This is a genomic window from Methylomonas sp. LL1 (genome assembly GCF_015711015.1).
Lineage (GTDB): Bacteria > Pseudomonadota > Gammaproteobacteria > Methylococcales > Methylomonadaceae > Methylomonas.
In genome coordinates this window covers 1,532,609-1,553,562 of the sequence record NZ_CP064653.1, presented here as the reverse complement: position 1 = coordinate 1,553,562, position 20,954 = coordinate 1,532,609, and the positions used below count along the sequence as shown (strand labels likewise).

The following is a 20,954-nucleotide window of genomic DNA, read 5'->3' as shown; positions in this document are numbered from 1 at the left end:
AAAGGTGATTGCCATGATTAAGCATAAATCCGATCCGTTCCTGGCCCAGGCCTCCGTGATGCTGGTGATTTTGTTTGTGATGTATGTTCTAGGCGGCGATAGCGGCAATCTGGATCATCTTATTGCCGCGAGGTAACTCTATGAGTTTTGAAGACGATATTGAAGAACTGGAATCCGCCGAAGACTTTTTACAGTATTTCGGGCTGGACTACGATCAAACCATTGTTCACGTCAACCGCTTGCATATCTTGCAGCGCTTCCACGATTACCTGGATAAAGGTGCTGAACAGATGCCGGAAGACGAAGATAGTAAACGTCAAGTTTACAAACAGCTGTTGGCGCGCGCCTATGGTGATTTCGTCGAATCCGATGCCCAAACCGAGAAAGTATTCAAAGTGTTCAAGATGGCGGAACCGCAAACCGTGTTTGTTTCACTGAGCGATATTCAAACATGATAGAAGAACGCTACGACGAAGAACGTTTCGAATTTGGTGAGCGGGTAAGGCTCACCCGCAACGTGCGCAACGACGGCACCTATCCGGGTAAGGAAATTGGAGATTTCCTGGTTAGGCGGGGTAGTGTCGGCAATGTCATCGAAGTGGGGACTTTCCTGCAGGACCAGGTGATTTACACCGTGCATTTCCTGGATCAGGGCCGTATGGTGGGTTGTCGGGCCGAGGAATTAATATCCGCCGATGCGCCCTGGAACCCGAGTCGGTTTGAATTTCGCGATAAAGTGGTGTGCACTATCGATTTACCGCTGAAGGACAACCCCATACCCGCCGGCACCGAGGGCGAAGTCCTGAAAATTTTGAGAGACAATCAGCCCTTGCTGTATCACGTCCGCTTTTCCGGCAGGACCATGCAAGTACCGGAAAGCGTGCTGGAGCCGGCCGACCCGGATAATTTTAGAGAACCGGAGGAGTAATGATGAGTCAGACTTCCGAAGCAGTGATTGAGCCTTATACCTTGTTGCGCGCGTCATTAAGCCTGTTCAAGAAAGCCCCCACCGAATTGGAAAACCAGCAATTACGGCAGGCACAAAGACAGGCCAGAAACGAATACGAAATCGAAACACGGGTGCTTAATTCCGCCGAGGCAGTCAGTGTCATGGTGTCCGATCAGGAACTGGCGCGCGCATTTGCCGAGGTTCGCGATCGCTTTGATGACGATGAAGCCTTCGATGCGGCGTTGGCCGCCAATCAGCTGAGCGAGGAAAGTTTGAAATCCGCGCTATCCAGACAATGCAAGGTCAACTCGGTATTGGAAAAAGTGGCGTCGCGAGCGCCCAAGGTCAATGAAGTGGAAGTAGGAATTTTCTACCATTCGCACCCGGAAAAGTTCCGCGTTCCCGAGCAACGGGTTGCTCGGCATATCCTGATCAGTATCAACCCGGATTATCCGGAGAATACCCGGGAAATGGCCAAGCAGCGTATCGATGAAATCGCCGAAACCTTGAAGCGCAAGCCGCATAAATTCGCCAATTTGGCCTTGAAGCATTCGGAATGTCCGACCGCCTTCAACGGCGGCGAGCTGGGCACCGTGGTGGAAGGCAAACTTTATCCCGAATTGAGTGAAGCCCTGTTCAAACTGAAGGAAAATGAAATCAGCGCGGCGGTGGAAACCGAAATCGGCTTTCACTTGATCCAATGTACCAAGATCATGCATGCCGAAACCTTGTCGTTGAAAAAAGCCACGCCGAAGATCAAGCAATTGATGCAGGAACGCTATCGGCGAAATTGCCAGCGAACTTGGCTGGCCAGTTTGCCGGCAATCAAATCCTAGGGTACGCATTGCGACCCTTGTGCTAACTATCCCAACTCATGGTGAAAATGATGGCCAAAGAATCCAAACACTGTTCGTTTTGCGGTATTGAAGCCTCGGCTTCCGTGCCCATGATCGCCGGCACCGAAGGTTTTATCTGCGAGGCTTGCGTGATGCTGGCCAGCCAAGTGGTATCGAGTTGGGGCAAGAAAAAAGAGCTGAATGAAATGCAGGGCTCTCTGCCCAAACCGGCCGAAATCAAGACCATGCTGGATCAATATGTGATCGGCCAGGATTTAGCGAAGGAAATCCTGTCGGTAGCGATCTACAACCATTACAAGCGCTTGAAGCATGTCAGCAACAAAACCGGCGGTTTGGGCGATGCCGATACCAACGTGGAAATCGGCAAATCCAATATTTTACTGATCGGCCCTTCGGGTACCGGTAAGACTCTGTTGGCCAGCACCTTGGCCAAAATCGTCGGTGTGCCCTTTACCGTGGCCGACGCCACCACATTGACCCAAGCCGGCTATGTTGGCGATGACGTGGAAAACATACTGGTGCGTTTGCTGGATGTGGCCGACGGCAATATCAGCAAGGCCGAATGGGGCATCGTCTATATCGACGAGGTGGACAAGATCGCCCGCAGTCCGGAACAAGCCTTCGGCACCCGCGATGTGTCCGGCGAAGGGGTGCAACAGGCTTTATTGCGCTTGGTGGAAGGCTCGCATGTCAAGATCAGCGCCAAGGGCAGGCGCAAGGATAGCAATAGCGATACGTTGATGATCGATACCAGCAACATCCTGTTCATCTCCGGCGGCGCGTTTCCCGGACTGGAAAAACATGTCGAGAAACGTCTGCAGCCGCCCAAGACCGCGATAGGTTTTCATGCCGAAATGACGGATTCCAGTCAGAAACCTTCGCTGGAAGCTTTGTTGAATGCCACCCAACCCGACGATTTGAAGCGTTTTGGTTTGATCCCGGAGTTCATCGGCCGCTTCCCGGTGCTGGCGCCACTGGAACCCTTGGATGTCGATGCCTTGATACAAGTGTTGACCGAGCCGAAGAATGCGCTGGTCAAACAGTATCAGCATTTATTTGCCTACGACGACGTTGAATTGGAGTTTACCCGCGAAGCCCTGGTGGAAATTGCCGAGAAAGCCATAGCGCGCGATACCGGCGCCCGCGGCTTGCGCAGTATCATGGAGCATGTGCTGAGACGCACGATGTTTGATGTGCCGTCCAGGGGCAATGTCGAACGCTGTATCGTCACCGCCGACGTGATCAAGGGCGAAGCCGAAATTGAAGTCATAGAACGGCAATCCGAGGATTTACAGCGCTTGTCGGGCGGGGAATGAATCAAGGTTGCGCAAGGCGCGTCCATAGCGCCGATGCCACATTTCTCTAAAAATGGGTAACGCCCGCGCCTTGAGGAATCGGTTCTGGGCCATGATCGGCATGGCCGGTGCCGCGGGCCGAGAGTCTGATTCCTTAAGCCCGGCGGCGAAAGCATAATTTGTCATGCCAGATCAATCAATAGCCACTTTCAATTGGATAATTAAATGAGCACGAAAGACATCATTCTGAAACAAATCGCCGATAACCCGGTCATCCTCTATATGAAAGGGGTTCCGACCGCGCCCGAATGCGGTTTCTCCGGCAAGACCGTCGAAATCCTCAATACCACCAAAATACCGTACGCTTACGTCGATGTGTTGAAAGCGCCGTTTATCCGCGATAGATTACCGTCGGTATCGAAATGGCCGACGTTCCCGCAATTGTTCGTCAAGGGCGAATTGGTCGGCGGCGCCGACATCGTCGAATCCATGTATAACGACGGCAGCCTGCTGCCTCTATTACAGGCTGCGGTTAAACCGGCCGATGGCGCGGCCGAAAACAACACGATTACCCACTCAGAGGTCGAGGCATTGATTATCAGCGCCTACCCTGATGCTGAAATCGCCATCGAAGGGCAGGGCTGCGATCTGACCATTCGGGTGATCAGCGAACAATTTGCCGGCTTGGCCATGGTCAAGCAACACCAGGGCGTGATGGCAACCTTGACCGATCCGCTGGCGACCGGGCGTTTGCATGCGGTGACTTTAAAAACCTTCACCCCCGATCAATGGCAAGCACAGCAGACCGAGGCAAAGCCCGGCTTGCTGCAGATTCAGCTCTAATTTTCTAATCAGGAGTAACCACCATGGCTAAAGTAGGCATTTTTTTTGGAACCGATACCGGCAACTCGCGCAAAGTCGCCAAAACCATACATAAACAACTGGGCGACCTGGCGGATAAACCGTTCAACGTCAACAAAGCCAGCATCGATGATTTGTTGGCCTACGATGTGTTGATCATCGGTACGCCGACCTATGGCGAAGGCGAATTGCCCGGTCTGACGGCCGGTACTTCCACCGAAAGCTGGGAAGAGTTTCTGCCCAACCTGACCGGCGCCGATTTATCCGGTAAAACCGTCGCCTTGTACGGCTTGGGCGATCAGGCCGGTTATCCCGGTAATTTCGTCGATGCCTTAGGCATGCTGTACGACGCCTTTGCCGATTGCGGAGCCTCATTCGTCGGTTTTACCAGCACCGAGGGCTATGACTTTACCAGTTCCAAAGCGGTGATGGACGACCAGTTCGTCGGCTTGGTGTTGGACGAAGATAACCAGAAAGAGCTGTCCGACCAACGCTTGCAAGACTGGCTCAAACAAATCGAATCCAGCTGGGCCTGATTGAATGGAGCCTCATGCCCCGTATTGATGGCCATGCGCTAACCGAACAGAATTATCTGAGCGTCGACGTGTTGTTAAACAGCACGTCGGTCAGGGCGACTTCCGCCAATCTGCTGCTATTTCGTTATCGAGGCCAGGTGCATGCCTATGTCAACCATTGCATGCATATGCACAAAGCCTTGAATTGCCAACAAGATGCCATTTTCGATGCCGAGCGCCGTTGGTTGCGCTGCTCGATGCACGGCTTTATTTTCGATCCGGAAACCGGTGTCTGCCTTAGCCCGGTTTGCCAAGGGCGAAGCTTGAAAGCGATTAAAGTCGTGGAACGGGACGGACTGGTCGTGTTTACCGAAAAACACCTACAAGTATTGGCGGTTCATCGCCACCTTCCGCTAGCCGGCGAGGAGGGGGCATGATCGAAGAACCCGCCGTCGTTACTCGGATAGCGGACGGCCAAGTCTGGATCAAGAGTCTGCAAAGCGGTGCCTGCGGCGGTTGCATGCAGCAAGCCAGTTGCGCTACGGCGACATTGGCCAAATGGCTGCCCAAGCGCGAGTTTGCCATCGATTGCGACCTGGAACTGCGGGTCGGTGATCAGGTGCGGGTTGCGATAGACGATTCGCATGTGTTGCTGAGTTCGTTAGTGTTGTATCTGCTGCCGCTATTGACGATGTTGATCGGCGTCGGTGTCGCCAACACGATGCTATCGGCGGCGGTCAGCGACAACTGGCTGCCTGAAATCGCCTTGTCGGTTCTGTTGCTGACTTTTTGGCTAATACATCGATTTCAAAACCTACTGTTGCTGGTCTTTTGCTTTAGGCCCCAGATAATCGGCAAATTGTAGCGGCAAGGCCGGTTGTGTAGCATTTTTGCTACATTGTTTACAAATTGTACAAAAACCGCCATTCCTAATTTAAACACCCTGTAAAAACCTCTTAAAAAATAATGTCTTATGGCATTAAGTGGCGTGGCATCCTATTTGCAAGTAATGAGGCGCCGGGCTGCGGCTTATCTAGTCAATTGCTTATTGCAAACCGGCTTTTTTAATCGTCGAGAGGTGTTGTTATGTTTGAAGTCATCATACTATTTGTGATCATGTTTTTAGTTGCGGCATGTGCTTTTTTCCCAGTGGGCGGTAGCATGCTGTTTTTCTCCAAATTACAGCAACCGGCGGGAGGAGGCCAGCCAGCGGCGCCAGTCAAGGCTAAGCAGCAATCCTCATCGGAAGCCTTTAATTTTCTGACCCATCTAAAAAGCGAGATCGAAGCCGATTTATTCCCACGCCCAACCGACTCGGTATTGCGTCGGCATTATGATGCCTTGGTCGCCGTGGAACTGGAAAATCGCCTGGCATTGATGGCCGAGTAAGTCTAAATCAACGGTTTGCGGTGTATTGGCCGCAAACCGAATCTTTTCTGGCCATCAGGATTATTGACTGTTGATCCAGTTTTCAAATTCATCGGCCGCTAGCGGTCGGGAAAATAAATAGCCCTGTCCAAAATCGCATTTTGCCGCCAGCAGAAATTCGCGCTGCGCTTCCGTTTCCACCCCTTCCGCGACTACTTTCAGGCCTAACTCATGAGCCATCACGATAATCGCGGTGCAGAGCGATTTGTTTTTCGGATCGGACTCCAGATTACAGACAAAGGCCCGGTCGATTTTCAGGAAGTCGATGTCAAACTTTTGCAAATAGGACAGCGCCGAGTAGCCGGTACCGAAATCGTCGATCGACATCTGAATGTTGGCATTGCGGAACGCCAGCAGCTTGTTGTTGATTTTGATATTCACATCCAGCAATAAACCCTCGGTAATTTCCACCGCGATGCTGTCGCCGGGTAAACCCAGATTTCGGAGTAATTCCAGCCAGGCGATATGATTGGCCGAGTTGCTGCGGAATTGAACCGGAGATTTGTTGACGCTGACCTGAAAGGCCGGATCGAACATTGCCCGCCAGCGCACCACCTGACTGGCGGCTTCGCGAAATACCCAGTCGCCGATTTCGACAATGGTGCCGGTTTCCTCCGCAATCGGGATAAATTCGTCGGGGCCAATGGCGCCGCGAACCGGGTGTTGCCAGCGCACCAAGGCCTCCGCCTTGTAGGTCTTGCCGCTGGCCAGCTCAACGATGGGCTGGTAATGCAAATAAAATTGCCGGTTGGCTAGCGCTTCGCGTAAATCGTTGACTATCCGCATCCGCTGCAGAGTGGCTTCCTGCATGGCCGGCGTGAAATAACAATAGCGTCTTCGTCCTTGGTTTTTGGCCGCGTACATGGCCTGGTCGGCATTCTTCAACAGAGTGTCGAAGTCCAGTGCATCGTCGGGATACAAGGTGATGCCGACGCTAGCCGAAACATGGGCGACTTCATCCGCCAACACGTAGGGCTCGCTGAGTTTTTCGATGATTTCCTGCGCAATTCGCTCGACCTTGCTGTAGTCTTCCAGGTCGCCGACGATAATGGTAAATTCGTCGCCACCCAACCGTGAAACCGTGTCGGTTTCGCGCACGCAATGCAATAAACGCTGGGCCGCTTCCTTGAGTAGGATGTCACCCATATCATGGCCCAGCGAGTCGTTAACATTCTTGAATTCGTCCAGATCGAGGTAGATCAAGGCCATGCAGGAGTCGTTACGGTGGCTTTCCTTGATTTGCTGGGCCAGGCGGTCATGAAACATGCGCCGATTGGATAAGCCGGTCAGCGGATCGAAATTGGCTTGTTGCCAGATCAGTTCTTCGTCCAGTTTGCGTTTGGTAATGTCGGAAAACAACGCCACTCGCCGTTGTACGGAACCGTCGTCGTTAAAAATGCTGTTGATACTGAGCCATTCAGCATAAATCGTGCCGTCCTTGCGCCGGTTCCAGATTTCGCCTTGCCAGCTGCCTTTATGGTTCAAGTCATCCCACATTGCTCGGTAAAAATCGGCATCGTGGCGGCCGGATTTGAGTATCCTCGGATTCTTGCCCATCACTTCCGCCGCCGTATAGCCGGTCAATTCGGTAAAGGCGGGGTTGACGCTGACGATAGTGCCGTCGGCATCGGTGACAGTCATGCCTTCGCTGCTGTTCTGAAAGACCAGCGACGCTAGGCGTAATTGGTCCTCCGCGCGCTTGCGTTCGGTTAGGTCGGCGGCCATGGTAACCACCAAACTGCGGCCATCCGGCAGCGGTGCCAATGTGCCGCTTCTGAATATCCAGGTCAGGCAATTGCCGTCGGCGGCGCGCACCTTATATTCGCCGAAAGCGGCCCAAGCGTCCTTGGCGAACCGCCGATCGATTCCGCATGGAATGTTATCGGCATTACTCTCGCAATAACCCTTCCGCAACCAGTCCTGGACACGCGGTATGTCGCTTTGCCGGTAACCGGTCAGTTCGGTCCAGACCCGGCTCAGTAGAATAACCTCGCCATCCTCGGCATGCAGCATGATGGGGATAGGCGCATCGATCAGGGCTTGGCGAAAGCGGGCCTCGTTTTCGGTCGAGGCGATGCGCATCGCTTCACTGCGCGCCAATTCGCGCTTGGCGAGTTGGCGATTATTGTAAAGATCCAGAAAGATGCCGGCCTTGGATAGCAAAATCACGTCGTCGACCGGCTTTTGAATGTAGTCCACCGCGCCGGCCTGGTAGCCGCGCAATCGGTGTTGCTGGTCTTCATAGCTGGCAGTGACGAAAATAATTGGGATGTGCTGGGTAGAGGGTTCTTCCTTCAACCAGCGCGCCACCTCGTAGCCATCCATGCCCGGCATGTCGACATCCAGCAGGATCAAGGCGAAATCGTGTTCTATGCTAAATCCCAGCGCTTGGTTGCCCGAGCTGGCTTCCACTAAGTCGCAAGGCAGGCGTTTGAGCAGGCTTCGCATTGCGACCAGATTGGCTGGAATATCGTCCACCACCAGGATTTTGGGTTTTTCAATCATCATGATTCAACCGATAGGGTGCAGGCGCGCAGTATGTCGGCCGCCAGCGCATCCAGCGGCAAGACCCGGTCGACGGCTCCGGTCTCAATCGCCGCCTTGGGCATGGTGTCGGCATAAGCCGTGCTTGGATCTTGGGCCAGTGTGTAGCCGCCCGCGTCCTTGACGGCTTTCAGTCCCAGGGCGCCGTCTTGGTTGGCGCCGGTCAGAATCAGGCCGATCAACTGCTCGCGGTAGGCGTCGGCGGCGGAGCAAAACAACACGTCGATGGAGGGTCTGACGAAGCAAACACGTTCATCCACCGACAAGGCAAAACCCCGGTTAGGTTCGATCAGTAGGTGGTAGTTGGGCGGTGCCACATAAATCCGTCCTGGCTCTACCGGATCCCGCTCCCGCGCTTCGCTGACCGGCAGTTTGCAGATATTGCCGAGCAGGGAGGGTAACAAATGGTCGCCATCATGCGCGGTATGAGCGACGACGATCACGGCGATATCGAGATTGGGCGGCAATGCGCCAAGCACTATTTTCAAGGCCTCTAGCCCTCCGGCCGAACAGCCGATGACCGCCGCCTGGAAACGTGGCTGGCCGGCCTGGCGATTGACGGATGAGTGATGGGAAGCGGCGGGCGACGGCATTTACGGTGCCTCGCCATTCTTGTGAAAAATCATCATGTCGCGATTGACCGGAATGAACAGCTTTTCGGCTTCCACCGCGCGCAGGCTTTCGCGGGTGCCCAAACACAAAAAGCCGCCCCGTACCAGGCTATCGTGAAACAGCTTCAATACGTGCCGTTGTAGATCATTGTTGAAATAGATCAGCACGTTGCGGCATAAAATCAATTGCACTTCGCAGAACACGCCGTCGGACACCAGGTTATGGTGGGCAAACACGATCTTTTTCCGAAAGCGTTCGTGAATTCGAAAAAAGCCGGCATTGGCCAGGTAATAATCCGAAAATTTGGCCTTGCCGCCGGCGGCCTGGTAGTTGCGCTGGTACTCTTCCAGACAGCGTAGCGGGAAGATACCGTCCTCGGCGCTTTGCAAGGCATTGTCGTTAATATCGGTGGCATAAATTTGCGCCCGATCCAGCAAGCCTTCTTCCTCCAGCATAATCGCCAGCGAATAAACTTCCTCGCCGGTGGCGCAACCGGCTTGCCAAATATTGAAGCGCGGGTAGGTGGCAAGCCTGGGCAGCACGGTGTGGCGCAGGGCCTTGAACACGGTCGGGTCGCGGAACATCTCGGTGACCGGCACCGATAGTTCGGCCAGTACCTCGGCCAGGTAATCCCTGTCGTGCAGCAGACGCGGTATCAATTCGGCAACGCTATCGACCTTGGCGGCGGAGGCTATATTCAGCACCCGCCGTTTCAAGGAAGCCTTGGCGTAATCACGAAAGTCGTAACCGTGGCGTAAAAACAGCGCCTGCAGAAACAGACTGATTTCGATCTCCTGAATTTTGGCGTGATCCATCATGGTTTTGGACTATGAGAGGTATCGGAACGATTGTAGTTGTCGCCAATGCCGAATAATTTGTTCGCTGAGCGAAGCCGAAGCGAATGGGTGACTTCGACTCCGCTCAGTCAACGGTAAATTTGTCATTGGTTCAGTCAATGACAAATTTCTGATTCGCACAGTCAACGGCAAATTTCTCGGCGTGGATAAATTTATTGGCATAAATCGCCTTAACTCAGCAGGTAGCGGCGCATCATCGCCATCAGGTCGTCGATGTCGACCGGTTTCGACAAATAGTCGTTGGCGCCGGCTTCCAGGCAGTTTTCCCGGTCGCCTATCATGGCCTTGGCCGTCAGCGCGATAATCGGCAGCGATTGAAAACAAGCTTGCCGGCGGATTTCGCGGATCGCCGTATAGCCGTCCATGCCGGGCATCATGATGTCCATCAACACCAGCTCGATCTCGGGTTTCTCGGCCAGCTGGGCGAGGGCCTTTTGCCCATCCTGGGCCATCAATACGTTCAGGCCCTTGCCGCGCAATACCTTGGATAGGGCAAAGGTGTTGCGCATGTCGTCATCGACAATCAAAACGCTATGCCCGGCAATGCCTTCCTCCTTCAGTTGTTGCGGCTTGCGCAACTGTTGTTGCTGGGCCGGCGGCAGGCTGGCTTGCACGCTATGCAGGAACAGGGTCACTTCGTCCTGTAAGCGTTCCGGGGAACGGGCGCCCTTGATCACGATGCTGTCGGTATATTCCCGTAGCGCCAGGGTGTCTTCCTCCGACAGGTCGCGGCCGGAATAGACGATGACCGGCGGTAATACCAGTTGCTGGCGGGTACATTCCTCCAGCAAATTCACGCCGCTGATGCCCGGCAGGCTCAGGTCGAGGATCATGCAGTCGAACTGTTCGCCGCTTTGCAGACGGGCTAGGGCCGACTCGCCGTTGTTTTCCTCGACGATTTCCACATCCTGGTTGGCCAGCAAGGTGTTGACCGCCTTGCGGGTACCGGGGTCGTCGTCGACCAGCAAGATGCGCCGATTGCTGGAGCTGGAGAAATGCCGGATGCGTTCGAAGGCGCTTTCGATTTGTTCCTTGCTGACCGGCTTGGTGAAATAACCGACCGCGCCCATCTCCAGTCCGCGTTGGCCGGAATCGGTCGCCGACATGAAATGTACCGGGATATGCCGGGTTTCCGGTTGCTGCTTCAGCTTTTCCATCACCGTCCAGCCATCCATGCGCGGCAGGCCGATGTCCAGCACGATGCCGGTCGGCCGGTAGCGTTTGGCCAGTTCCAGGCCGACCACGCCGTCACCCGCCACCAGGCATTTGAAACCGCGCTTGCGCGACAAGTCACGCACGATTTTGGCGAAAGCCTCGTCGTCCTCGATGACCAGGATACTCTCATCCTTCGGACTGATATTGTTCCTATCGTCGGTGACCTTGGACTCGGCGCTTAAGGCGGGCAGGATTGGCGCCGGTTGGTTGTCGGCCGGCGTGGCTGCTGGCGATGACGGCGCGGGCGCGGAAGCCGCTGCAGGCGCGCTAGGCGACTGGATGTCGACGGCTTGCGGCAGAACCAAGCTGAAGGTGCTGCCCTTGCCTTCGATGCTGGTGACACTGATGTCGCCACCCAGAAATTGCGCCAAGCGCCGGGAAATGGTCAAGCCCAGGCCGGTGCCGCCGTAACGGCGGCTGGCGCTGCCGTCGACCTGTTCGAAGGCCTGAAAAATCGACTCGATCTTGTGGGCGGGGATGCCGATGCCGGTGTCGGTAATCTCGATTTCGATCGCGGTTTCCGGCGAGAGGCCGGCGTTGATCAACGCGGCGGATGCCCGCGGCCGCTTGATATGCACCGCGACCCCGCCTTGTTCGGTAAATTTGATCGCATTGCCGAGCAGGTTGTTGATGATTTGTTCCAGCTTGCCGGAATCGCAATGCAGTGATTTGGGTAGCTCGGTGTCGGTGGTTACCGTCAGTTTTAGGCCTTTGCTTTCGGCCAGCAGGCGGAAGCGTTGCAACAGCGAGTTGGTGAAATGTTCGAGTTTGATTTCGCTGGCGGCAATTTCCATCTTGCCGGCTTCGACCTTGGATAAGTCCAGAATATCGTTGATCAAACGCAACAACGAGGCGCCGCTCTCATGAATGATGCCGGCCGATTCGACTTGGTCCTGGGTCAGATTGCCTTCTTCGTTGTCGCGTAACGAGCGGGCCAGGATCAACAAACTGTTCAACGGCGTGCGCAGTTCATGCGACATGTTGGCTAAAAATTCGGACTTGTAACGGCTGGCGGTGTCGCGCTCCAGCGCGCGTTTTTCGGCTTCGCCACGGGCTTGTTCCAATAATCTGGCTTGTTGTTCCAGACCGTGGCTCTTTTCCTCCAATTCTTCGTTGGTGGCTTGTAATTCCTCGCGCTGAGCCCGTAATTCCTCCTCGGAGGCGCGCAGTTCTTCCGCCTGTTGCTGCAGGGTATCGCTTTTAAGCCTGAGTTGCTCATTGACCGCGTGCAATTGATCGCTTTGCGCCCGTAACTCTTCTTCCGAAGCCCGCAATTCCTCGGCTTGTTGCTGGGTTTGCTCCAGCAGCGTCAGCGTGCGGGCATTGCGCTCCAGAATTTCCAGATTAAGGGCCAATATCGGCAATACTTCATCGATCAAGGTTTGTTGTTCCGGGCTAAAGGATGCAAACGATCCGATTTCGACCACCGCCAGCACCTTGTCCTTGGATAACACCGGCGCCACCAGAATGGTGCGGGGTGGTGCTTCACCGATGCCGGAGACGATGCGGGCGTAATCGTCCGGGACTTCGGTCAGAATGATGGTGGAGCGCTCCAATGCGGCTTGGCCGACCAGGCCTTCGCCCATTTTGAACTGGGTCAGCAGATGGCGGCGTTTCTTCAGCCCATAGCTGCCCAGCAATTCCAGGCTTTGGCCGGCTTCGTCCCAGCAATAGAACACGCCGGCCCCGCCACCCAGTTCCGGAACCAGCGAGATGATCGCTTGCTGGGCAAGTTCGAGCGGGGTGGTGGCCGATTGCAGGGTGGTGCTGAGGCGGGATAGGGTGGACTTCACCCAGCGTTGGCTTTCCAGCTTGGCGGAGGCTTCCTTGAAAACCTGAACGGCTTGCGCCATCGCGGTCAGCTCCGAGTTGCCCTCGCGATAAGGAATCTCAACGCTCAAATCGCCCGCCGCCAGTGCCATCATTCTCAGCCGCAGAATTTCGAGCGGTTTACTGACGCTACGCGTGATCAGCCAGGCTATTAAGCCGCCCAGCAGCATTAATGCCGCGATAATCAGTCCCATCCGGATGACGGCCCGTTGCGTTTCCGCATCGGCGTCGGCGCGCAAAGCTCTGGCCTTGATCCTGGCGAAACTGAGTATGTTCTGAAATTCGTTGACGGTTTCGATTGCATAGCGCCGCCGTTCCGGCAGCAACTTATCCAGCGCGTCGAGTTGGCCGTTTTTTTCGAATACCAGGGTCTGATCGCGCAGTTTGCGCCAATTGGACAGGGCATTTTCTGCTTCGGCAATATCTTCCGGCGCTCCCAGATAGCGTTCGCGTATGACCTGTAAATGTTGATCCAGCTCCTGGTCCATTTTCCGGATATTGTTCGAAAGTTCCTCCGGATTGATCAGTCTATCGCCTCGAATTAAATCGCGGATGTCGCGTTGGATCGAGATGATGTTGGTAATAGCCTGCTGGGTTTCGTCGATGACGCGTAGCGGATGGTCGGAAATCCGATTCATCAAGCTGGAAAGCGTGAAAATATGTTGCAAGGACAGTCCGCCCAGAATCGCTACCAGGAGTAGCAAGATGCCAAAGCCGAAAGCAAGCCGAGAGGAAATTTTGAGTTCGTTGATCACATATCGATTCATGGCGCGAAGCGTCTCCCATGGGCAGCAAAGTGTCAATCCAAGAAGCAAAAACGAATAGCGCAATCGGCTTGGAGACCTTGCATGGTAGCAAACTAAATTTAGGTTTGAGAAAGCAGAGTATTCAATAGATAGCCGGTGGATAAGCGATCGATAGTGTCTGTTTCGTGCCTCCTGATCGAGGTTGACGTGAAGGTTTGCTGGAGAGCAATCAAGCCCTTGGTTGGGCTATGCGCGCCGTATGGTGTGAATAGCCGGTCCTTGCCCATATTATGACTGATTTTGTAGGCAAGGGCTGACGTGATTTGCAAAATGTTTTTGGATTTTATCGGCCTGATTCGATCGACACGGCTGGATATGAATATCAACTGTGCGTAATAGCGGACAACTTCCGGAGCGCAAGGGTCTGGGGCGATCTTGGATAACGCGGGTGCCGGTTCGCCGAGCGCCGCCGAAGCGGGTTAGCTTTGCTGGCTCACGCCCAGTATGGCGGCATTGTCGTGAAATATCGCCCACAAGTGTTGCCCTGTTTCAATCGCCATGTCGTTTAGGCTTTGTGGCGTGATCAGCACGGCCAGGGTTTCCCCACCCGGCAACAACACCATGATTTCGGCATTGACTTCATCTTGCTGTATCCGGATCACACGGCAGGACAAGCGGTTGCCGACCATGAAGCGCCGATAGTCGGCATCCATCGTCAGCGTGATGTCGGTGCCGTTGATCAATAGCAAGGCATCCACGCCGATCTTTAGATTGAGTTGTTCAAGGGATGCCAGGCTGGTGGTCACGACTACCTGTTCGCCGCCTTTCAGTTTGACCAACACTTCCGCATTGACGGCCCCGATTTTTATCGCAACGATACTGCCGAACAATTGATTGCGAGCACTGGTTTTAACCACCAGACGCTGTAGCAACAATATGGTGTCGGGATCGCCGGCCAGACGCTGATTGAGTTCGGCCAAGAATTGTTGATGCTGCTGTTCCAGCCGATTGAACAAATTTAACAGCGCCCGGCCGGCATCGGTCAAACGTGTGCCGCCGCCTTTGCTGCCGCCGGTGGCCGTGTTGATCAGGTTTTTGGGCGAGCCGTTATTGGCGCGTTCCAAGATTTGCCAGGCACCTTTGTAACTCAAACCCACTTGTTTGGCCGCTTGGTTGATGGAACCGCTTTGATCGATGGCTTCCAATAAACCTATCATCCGGCTGTCCAGCATTCCAGCCAGACGTAATTCTCCTTCGACCCAGTGGATATTGTTGTCTTGGTGTTTCGGCATGATCGGAGCTCGGCTATAGGGTTTGATAAGCTGTAAAGGTTAGTGGCGTAAGGCTGCACGGTCAATACGTGATTATTTGCTGTTTCAGTTTACATTGAAGCTAGCGTGGCGTATCGGTGATTTTGATTATGCAATTGCGGTTTAAAACCCATGGTTTGCGTGAGTCCGCTTGGTTGGATAGGCGTCAAGTTCCCGGACCCGCTTTTTTCGCTCCGCATCAGGCGGCGGCGGCTTATAATCCCTCGCAGTTATGGTTGCCAATGCCGCCAGCTGATTTTTTATAAAATGCCGCGCAAGCCCGTTTAGGATTACTACCCGAGAATACGCATGGAAACCGCCAACGCCCCCGAAAAATACGCCGAGTTTTTAAGTGGTTTGAAACGCAACGGCAAACTGTCCGACAACGATCTGACCAAGGCCCGCCGCATGCAGAAGTCCACCCAGGACGACTCCTTGCCGCAGATGTTGATCAAGCTGGGTTTATGTTCCGATGCCGATGTGGCGGAAACCTTTGCCCAGACCCATGCCCTTGACAGGCTGCGCCCGGAAAATTACCCGCCGCAGTCGCCATTGCAGGACAGCGTTTCGCTACGCTTCATGAAATATCATCACGTCGTTGGTCTGCAAGCGGACGATGACGTAATCGATGTGGCGGTGATGGACCCGGAAGACGACTATCTGCCGCAAGCCTTACGCTTGGCAACCGGCAAGCAAATCCGGCTGCATGTCGGCCAGTTGTCCGACATCGACGCCGCACTCGAAATCCAGTACGGCGAAGGCAAGTCGCAAATGGATAAATTGGTCGATGGCCTGACGGTGGAAGAAGAGGGTAGCGAAGACCTGGAGCATCTGAAAGACCTGGCCAGCGAAGCGCCGATTATCCGGATGGTCAATTTCATCCTGCAAAAAGCCGTGGAAAGCCGGGCCTCTGACGTCCATATCGAACCGTTCGAGCAAAGCCTGAAAGTGCGCTTGCGCATCGACGGCGTGTTGCAGGACATCGATTCGCCGCCGGTAGCTTCGACCGCCGCCGTGTTGTCGCGGATCAAGATCATGGCCAAGTTGAACATCGCCGAACGCCGCTTGCCGCAGGATGGCCGGATCAAGCTGCAGATGATAGGCAAGGAACTGGATTTGCGGGTATCGACCATTCCGACTTTATATGGCGAAAGCGTGGTGATTCGTTTGTTGGACAAGGAGAATGCGGTGCTGGATTTTACCGCGCTGGGTTTTGTCGGCAAACAGGCGGAAAACTTCATGCAAGTGTTGGCGCAGCCGCACGGCATCATCTTGATTACCGGCCCCACCGGTAGCGGTAAATCGACCAGCCTGTACGCGGCGCTGAAACAGCTCAATACCTCCGAGCGCAAAATCATCACGGTGGAAGACCCGGTCGAATATCAGCTGGAAGGCATCAATCAGATTCAGGCCAAACCGCAAATCGGCCTGACCTTTGCCTCGGCACTGCGTTCCATCGTCCGCCAAGATCCGGACGTGATCATGATAGGCGAGATGCGCGACCTGGAAACCGCCAAGATCGCCGTGCAATCGGCCTTGACCGGCCACTTGGTGCTGTCTACCTTGCACACCAACGATGCAGCGGCCGGTATCACCCGCTTGCAGGACATGGGGCTGGAGGAATATCTGCTCAGTTCCACCATCAACGGCATCCTGGCGCAGCGCTTGGTCAGAAAGCTGTGCCCGGCCTGCAAGCAAGCGCATCCGGCCTCGGATACCCTGGTCGAGGAAATGCAACTCAGACGCTGGCAACCCGATGGCGAAATCCTGCTTCATAAACCGGTGGGCTGTCCGGCCTGCAACGGCATTGGTTACAAGGGTCGGCTGGCGATAATCGAATTTCTGACCATGACCGACTCTATCCGCAAGCAGATCATGAAACACGAGGAAGCTTACGTGATCCAGCAGCAGGCGATACAGGACGGCATGCATACCATGTACGACGATGGCGTCGGCAAGGCCTTGCAAGGCGTGACTACCTTGGAAGAGGTGCTGCGGGTGACGACGGAGGCTTGACAATCGTACAATCGTAATAGTGGACACAGCTACCGATAGGTAGGTAAATCATGCCGAGCCGAAGAACCTTTCTTATATCCCTGGGTGCATTGGGATTACCGATCATGCAAGGTGCGTGCAACCACAGCGGTACACCGCTTCGGATCGCGAGTTACGTTTGGCCCGGTTACGAATTCATGTTCTTGGCACAGCGCGAGGGTTGGATTAACCAACTGGAGGCCGTTCTGGTCGAGACCGGCTCGGCTACCGAATCAATTCAGTTGCTGACGGCCGGCCAAGTCGATGGTGCGGCGCTGACCCTGGATGAGGTGTTGGGCGCAAGGGCGCGTGGTTTATCCTTGGTGGTGATACTGGTCTTCGACATTTCGCTTGGCGCCGATGTGCTGCTATCGAGGCCCGGAATCGAAAACATGGTTCAACTGAAAGACAAGCGCATCGGCTATGAACCTTCCGCAGTCGGCGCCCTGATGTTGCACAAGGCATTGGCGATTGCGGGCTTGCGTCCCGATCAGGTGGTCAGCATTCCGGTGACGTTTGATCGGCACTATGAGGCTTGGGAGGCAGGGGAGGTCGACGCGTTGATCACCTTCGAACCGGTTTCCAGTCATCTGCAGGAGAAGGGGGCTCTACGCCTGTTCGACAGTAGCCAGATTCCGGATATTATTTTCGACGTACTGGCCGTGACGCCCGAGGCGATGAGGCGTAAACCCGAAGCACTGAGCCATCTGATTGCCGCGCATTTTCGAGGGCTGCGCAATTTTCGCAAAAATCCCAACGACACGGCCTACCGCATGGCGGAACGTTTCCGTCTTCCCGCCAAGGAAGTATTAACCGCCTACGCCGGGCTGGAGTTACCCAATATCTATCGAAATCGAAAACTATTGCGGGCCGAGGATTCCCCTTTGGTTGAGACTGCCAGGGAATTGAGCGAATTTCTGTTGCATACGGGCATCTTGCCGAATCGGCTAACTGATTGGTCTGATCTTACCAGTCCCGCTTTTCTGCCTTTGGAGGATAGCCCATGAGGTCGATCTCACTAGCTTTATTGATTTGCCTGTTAGTGGGGGTTACCCGCGCGCACGCCGAAAAAACCTTGAATATTGGTGTTTTGGCTTTCCGCGATAAAGCGCAAACTATCCAGAAGTGGCAGCCGTTGGCCAATTATCTCGACCTTACCTTGCCCAGATACCGTTTCGCACTGAAGCCCTATACCTATAAAGAGTTGGAAGACGCGATCGAGCGGCGTCAGGTGGATTTTGTCTTGACTCATGCGGCGCATTTCGTGCAGATAAATGCAATGATTTCACTGTCCTCGCCTTTGGCAACAGTGATCGAGCGCGAGAGTGATAGGCCCATGCCGGTCTATGCCGGCACTATTATCGTGCGCGCCGATCGTAACGACATCGCGCAATTGGCCGACCTGAAAGGCAAGACCGTCGCCACCTCCAGCATCCAAGGTTTTGCCAGTTATCAGATGCAGGCCTATGAACTATTCAAGATCGGCTTATCGATTCCGGACGACGTCAAGGTGATCGAAGTGGAATTGCCCATTGACCGCTCGGTCGACACCGTGCTCGAAGGCAAGGCCGATGCCGCATTTGCTCGCATGGGGTTGCCCGAGCAAATGATGCGGGAAGGAAAACTGGCTCCCAATAGCGTCAAGGTGCTAAACGCCCAGAAATTGGCGGGGTTCGACTGGGCCTTTTCCACCACCTTGTACCCGCTTTGGCCGTTCGCCGCGATGACGCAGGTCGACGATGAGTTGGCCGCCCAAGTGGCCGCGGCTTTGTTAATGCTGCCCCATGATGGCGAGGTGGCTCGTGCCAGCAATATCTGGGGATTTACCATACCCGCCAATTATCAGCCGGTGAAGGAAGTCATGCAGGCCTTGCATATATCGCCTTTCGATCAGGTTCCCGAATTTTCATGGCGGGATGTCTGGCATCGCTATAGGTTGATGATCAGTTTTGCCTTGCTGGCGGTTGCAATCATCTTGCTGTTATTGGTTTGGCTGGCGTTGAGTCGGCGCAAACTGCGCGAGAGCGAGGAACGCTTGAGTACGCTAATCGAATCGGCCCCCGACGCGATTATCCTAGCCAACGCGAAAGGACTGATCACGGGCTGGAATAAAGGCGCGCAACACCTGTTCGGTTACGCCATGGACGAGATTTTAGGGCTGCCATTGACCCAATTGATGCCCCGGCGCTACCTGGCCGGGCATCTGGCGGGCATGGAGCGTATCCAGTCGGGGGAACAGCCTCGCCTGTTGGGACAGTCGTTGGAAATGGAAGCTTTACGCAAGGACGGTAGTGAGTTTTCTTTCGAAATGGTCATGGGTTCATGGGTGACTTCGTCCGGCCGCCATTTCAGCGCCATCATTCGTGACATCAGTGAACGCAAACGAATCAGTCAGGAACTGGAGGCGCATCGGCATAATCTTGAACAGTTGGTTTCGCAGCGCACCGCGGAATTGGAACAGGCGAAAAATACCGCCGAGGCCGCCAACAGGGCCAAGACTGTCTTCCTCGCTAATATGAGCCATGAATTGAGAACGCCGCTGAACGCCATACTCGGTTTTGCCCAAATCATGCAAGGCGACAAGCTCATTCCGGAAAACCTGCGCGCAAATATTGCGATCATTAATCGCTCGGGCAATCATCTATTGGCGCTTATCAATGACGTATTGGAAATCTCCCGCATCGAAGCGGGGCGGACGACGGTAAGCAAGGATATCTTCGATTTGTCCGCCACCCTTCAAGCCGTTCGGGAGATGATCCGAGCTCAGGCAGTCGGCAAGGGGCTGGCGCTGGTGGTTGACATTCCCGACCAGTTGCCACGCTTCGTGCTTGGCGACGACCCGCATCTGCGTCAAGTTCTGATCAATTTACTGGTTAACGCCGTCAAATATACCGAGCATGGCGAAGTCCAGCTCGTCGTCGATTTACAACCCGGCCAGATCATCGGCTTTCGGGTCAACGATACCGGACCCGGTATTGCGCCGGACGATCAAGAACGCATCTTTCAAGCCTTTTATCAGACAGAAATCGGCATCGCCAAGGGCGAGGGTACCGGCTTGGGTCTAACGATCAGTCGTGAGTTCATTCGTCTTATGGGAGGTGAATTGACCGTGCACAGCACGCTGGGGCAGGGTAGCAGCTTCTGTTTCGCGCTGCCGCTGCCTCAGGCCAATCAGACATCCTCCACGGTCGGCACCGAATACACGGCCGGCGACCAGGTCATGGGTTTGGCGCCAGGGCAGCCATCTCCTCGTATTTTGTTGGTCGAGGATAATCCCGATAACCAGCATGTGGCGGAGCAGCTGCTGACACAAATCGGCTGCGAAGTGTGTGTCGCCGCCAAGGGGCAGGTGGCGGTGCAGTTATTCCAAAGCCGCCGTCCGCATTTGATCTTGATCGATATGGGCATGGCCGAGATGGATGGCAGTCAAGTGAGCCGCCAGATTCGCTCCTTGCCAGATGCCAGTGATGTACCCATCGTCGCCTTGGCGGCCTCCGCCTTTCAGGAAAACCGTGTTCAAGTCATTGCCGCCGGTTGCAACGAGATTCTGAGTAAACCAATCGAGGCGCAATGTTTATATCGAATGATCGGTCGACTGCTCGGATTGCGTTACGAATACGCCGGCGCGGGTGCCGCCAAAATCGAGCGGAAGATTGACGATCTTGGGAACTTGCCGATAGAGCTGCGCCAGGAAATATGCGATGTTGCGACGATGCTGGACGACGCGTCCATGCTTGCCATCATCGAACGCTTGCGCACCGATTTCCCCGATGAGGCCGACATGATCGCCGAGTTGGTCAAGGATTTTCGTTTCGACAAGATAGCGACATTGTGCTGCGTTAGTTCGGATTAAATCCGGCGAGAGGTTGACGCCACCTGTGCACTTGACCTAGGTGGCGTT

General features: G+C 54.7%; 18 protein-coding genes. 13 read left to right on the top strand and 5 right to left on the bottom strand.

Annotation, left to right across the window (positions count from 1 at the left end; translation table 11 throughout):
- Positions 1–13 precede the first annotated feature (13 nt).
- From IVG45_RS22830 to IVG45_RS07455, 10 genes are all read left to right on the top strand, one after another.
- On the top strand, positions 14–136 hold the full coding sequence (locus IVG45_RS22830) for a hypothetical protein (protein WP_269059627.1): 123 nt from the start codon (positions 14–16) through the stop codon (positions 134–136).
- Between the two features lie 4 nt (positions 137–140).
- A complete protein-coding gene (nifW, locus tag IVG45_RS07495) occupies positions 141–455 on the top strand; it encodes a nitrogenase-stabilizing/protective protein NifW (protein WP_196437228.1) in 315 nt (104 codons plus the stop codon).
- Positions 452–928 (top strand): nitrogen fixation protein NifZ, encoded by a 477-nt coding sequence (locus tag IVG45_RS07490; RefSeq protein WP_196437227.1) that lies wholly within the window; start codon positions 452–454, stop codon positions 926–928. The genes nifW and IVG45_RS07490 overlap by 4 nt, the downstream gene beginning before the upstream one ends.
- Complete coding sequence (gene nifM / locus IVG45_RS07485) at positions 928–1,785, top strand: nitrogen fixation protein NifM (protein WP_196437226.1); 858 nt, start codon at positions 928–930, stop codon at positions 1,783–1,785. The genes IVG45_RS07490 and nifM overlap by 1 nt, the downstream gene beginning before the upstream one ends.
- Before the next feature lie 50 nt (positions 1,786–1,835).
- Positions 1,836–3,122 (top strand): ATP-dependent Clp protease ATP-binding subunit ClpX, encoded by a 1,287-nt coding sequence (gene clpX, locus IVG45_RS07480; RefSeq protein WP_330165394.1) that lies wholly within the window; start codon positions 1,836–1,838, stop codon positions 3,120–3,122.
- A gap of 204 nt (positions 3,123–3,326) precedes the next feature.
- Positions 3,327–3,944 carry a Grx4 family monothiol glutaredoxin gene (grxD, locus tag IVG45_RS07475; protein WP_196437224.1) on the top strand — a complete coding sequence of 206 codons (618 nt, stop codon included), beginning with the start codon at positions 3,327–3,329 and terminating at the stop codon, positions 3,942–3,944.
- A gap of 23 nt (positions 3,945–3,967) precedes the next feature.
- Positions 3,968–4,498, top strand: a complete 531-nt coding sequence (locus IVG45_RS07470; protein ID WP_196437223.1) for a flavodoxin — start codon at positions 3,968–3,970, stop codon at positions 4,496–4,498.
- Between the two features lie 14 nt (positions 4,499–4,512).
- Positions 4,513–4,914 carry a Rieske (2Fe-2S) protein gene (locus IVG45_RS07465; protein ID WP_196437222.1) on the top strand — a complete coding sequence of 134 codons (402 nt, stop codon included), beginning with the start codon at positions 4,513–4,515 and terminating at the stop codon, positions 4,912–4,914.
- The gene (locus IVG45_RS07460; protein WP_196437221.1) at positions 4,911–5,342 is read left to right on the top strand and encodes a SoxR reducing system RseC family protein; all 432 of its coding nucleotides are present in this window, start codon (positions 4,911–4,913) and stop codon (positions 5,340–5,342) included. The genes IVG45_RS07465 and IVG45_RS07460 overlap by 4 nt, the downstream gene beginning before the upstream one ends.
- 221 nt (positions 5,343–5,563) lie before the next feature.
- Positions 5,564–5,866 (top strand): hypothetical protein, encoded by a 303-nt coding sequence (locus tag IVG45_RS07455; RefSeq protein ID WP_196437220.1) that lies wholly within the window; start codon positions 5,564–5,566, stop codon positions 5,864–5,866.
- A gap of 60 nt (positions 5,867–5,926) precedes the next feature.
- Here IVG45_RS07455 and IVG45_RS07450 read toward each other — a convergent pair whose 3' ends face one another.
- The 5 genes from IVG45_RS07450 to IVG45_RS07430 all read right to left on the bottom strand — a co-directional run bounded on the left by IVG45_RS07450 (position 5,927) and on the right by IVG45_RS07430 (position 15,001).
- Positions 5,927–8,413, bottom strand: coding sequence for a two-component system response regulator (locus IVG45_RS07450; RefSeq protein WP_196437219.1), 2,487 nt, complete (start codon positions 8,411–8,413; stop codon positions 5,927–5,929).
- Positions 8,410–9,042, bottom strand: coding sequence for a chemotaxis protein CheB (locus tag IVG45_RS07445; RefSeq protein WP_196437218.1), 633 nt, complete (start codon positions 9,040–9,042; stop codon positions 8,410–8,412). Before IVG45_RS07445 ends, IVG45_RS07450 begins: the two co-directional genes overlap by 4 nt.
- Positions 9,043–9,879: a CheR family methyltransferase gene (locus IVG45_RS07440; protein WP_196437217.1), complete on the bottom strand. Its 837-nt coding sequence runs from the start codon at positions 9,877–9,879 to the stop codon at positions 9,043–9,045.
- A 209-nt stretch (positions 9,880–10,088) separates the two neighbouring features.
- Positions 10,089–13,730, bottom strand: coding sequence for a response regulator (locus IVG45_RS07435; protein WP_196437216.1), 3,642 nt, complete (start codon positions 13,728–13,730; stop codon positions 10,089–10,091).
- A gap of 458 nt (positions 13,731–14,188) precedes the next feature.
- Positions 14,189–15,001 carry a TOBE domain-containing protein gene (locus tag IVG45_RS07430; RefSeq protein ID WP_196437215.1) on the bottom strand — a complete coding sequence of 271 codons (813 nt, stop codon included), beginning with the start codon at positions 14,999–15,001 and terminating at the stop codon, positions 14,189–14,191.
- Positions 15,002–15,328: 327 nt separating this feature from the next.
- Here IVG45_RS07430 and gspE point away from each other — a divergent pair, with 327 nt between their 5' ends.
- Genes gspE through IVG45_RS07415 form a run of 3 tightly spaced genes read left to right on the top strand, consistent with a single transcriptional unit; the run spans position 15,329 to position 20,906 of the window.
- Positions 15,329–17,035: a type II secretion system ATPase GspE gene (gene gspE / locus IVG45_RS07425; RefSeq protein WP_196437214.1), complete on the top strand. Its 1,707-nt coding sequence runs from the start codon at positions 15,329–15,331 to the stop codon at positions 17,033–17,035.
- A 50-nt stretch (positions 17,036–17,085) separates the two neighbouring features.
- Positions 17,086–18,060, top strand: coding sequence for an ABC transporter substrate-binding protein (locus tag IVG45_RS07420; protein ID WP_230874794.1), 975 nt, complete (start codon positions 17,086–17,088; stop codon positions 18,058–18,060).
- Positions 18,057–20,906 carry a PhnD/SsuA/transferrin family substrate-binding protein gene (locus tag IVG45_RS07415; RefSeq protein ID WP_196437213.1) on the top strand — a complete coding sequence of 950 codons (2,850 nt, stop codon included), beginning with the start codon at positions 18,057–18,059 and terminating at the stop codon, positions 20,904–20,906. The genes IVG45_RS07420 and IVG45_RS07415 overlap by 4 nt, the downstream gene beginning before the upstream one ends.
- Positions 20,907–20,954: the final 48 nt, after the last annotated feature.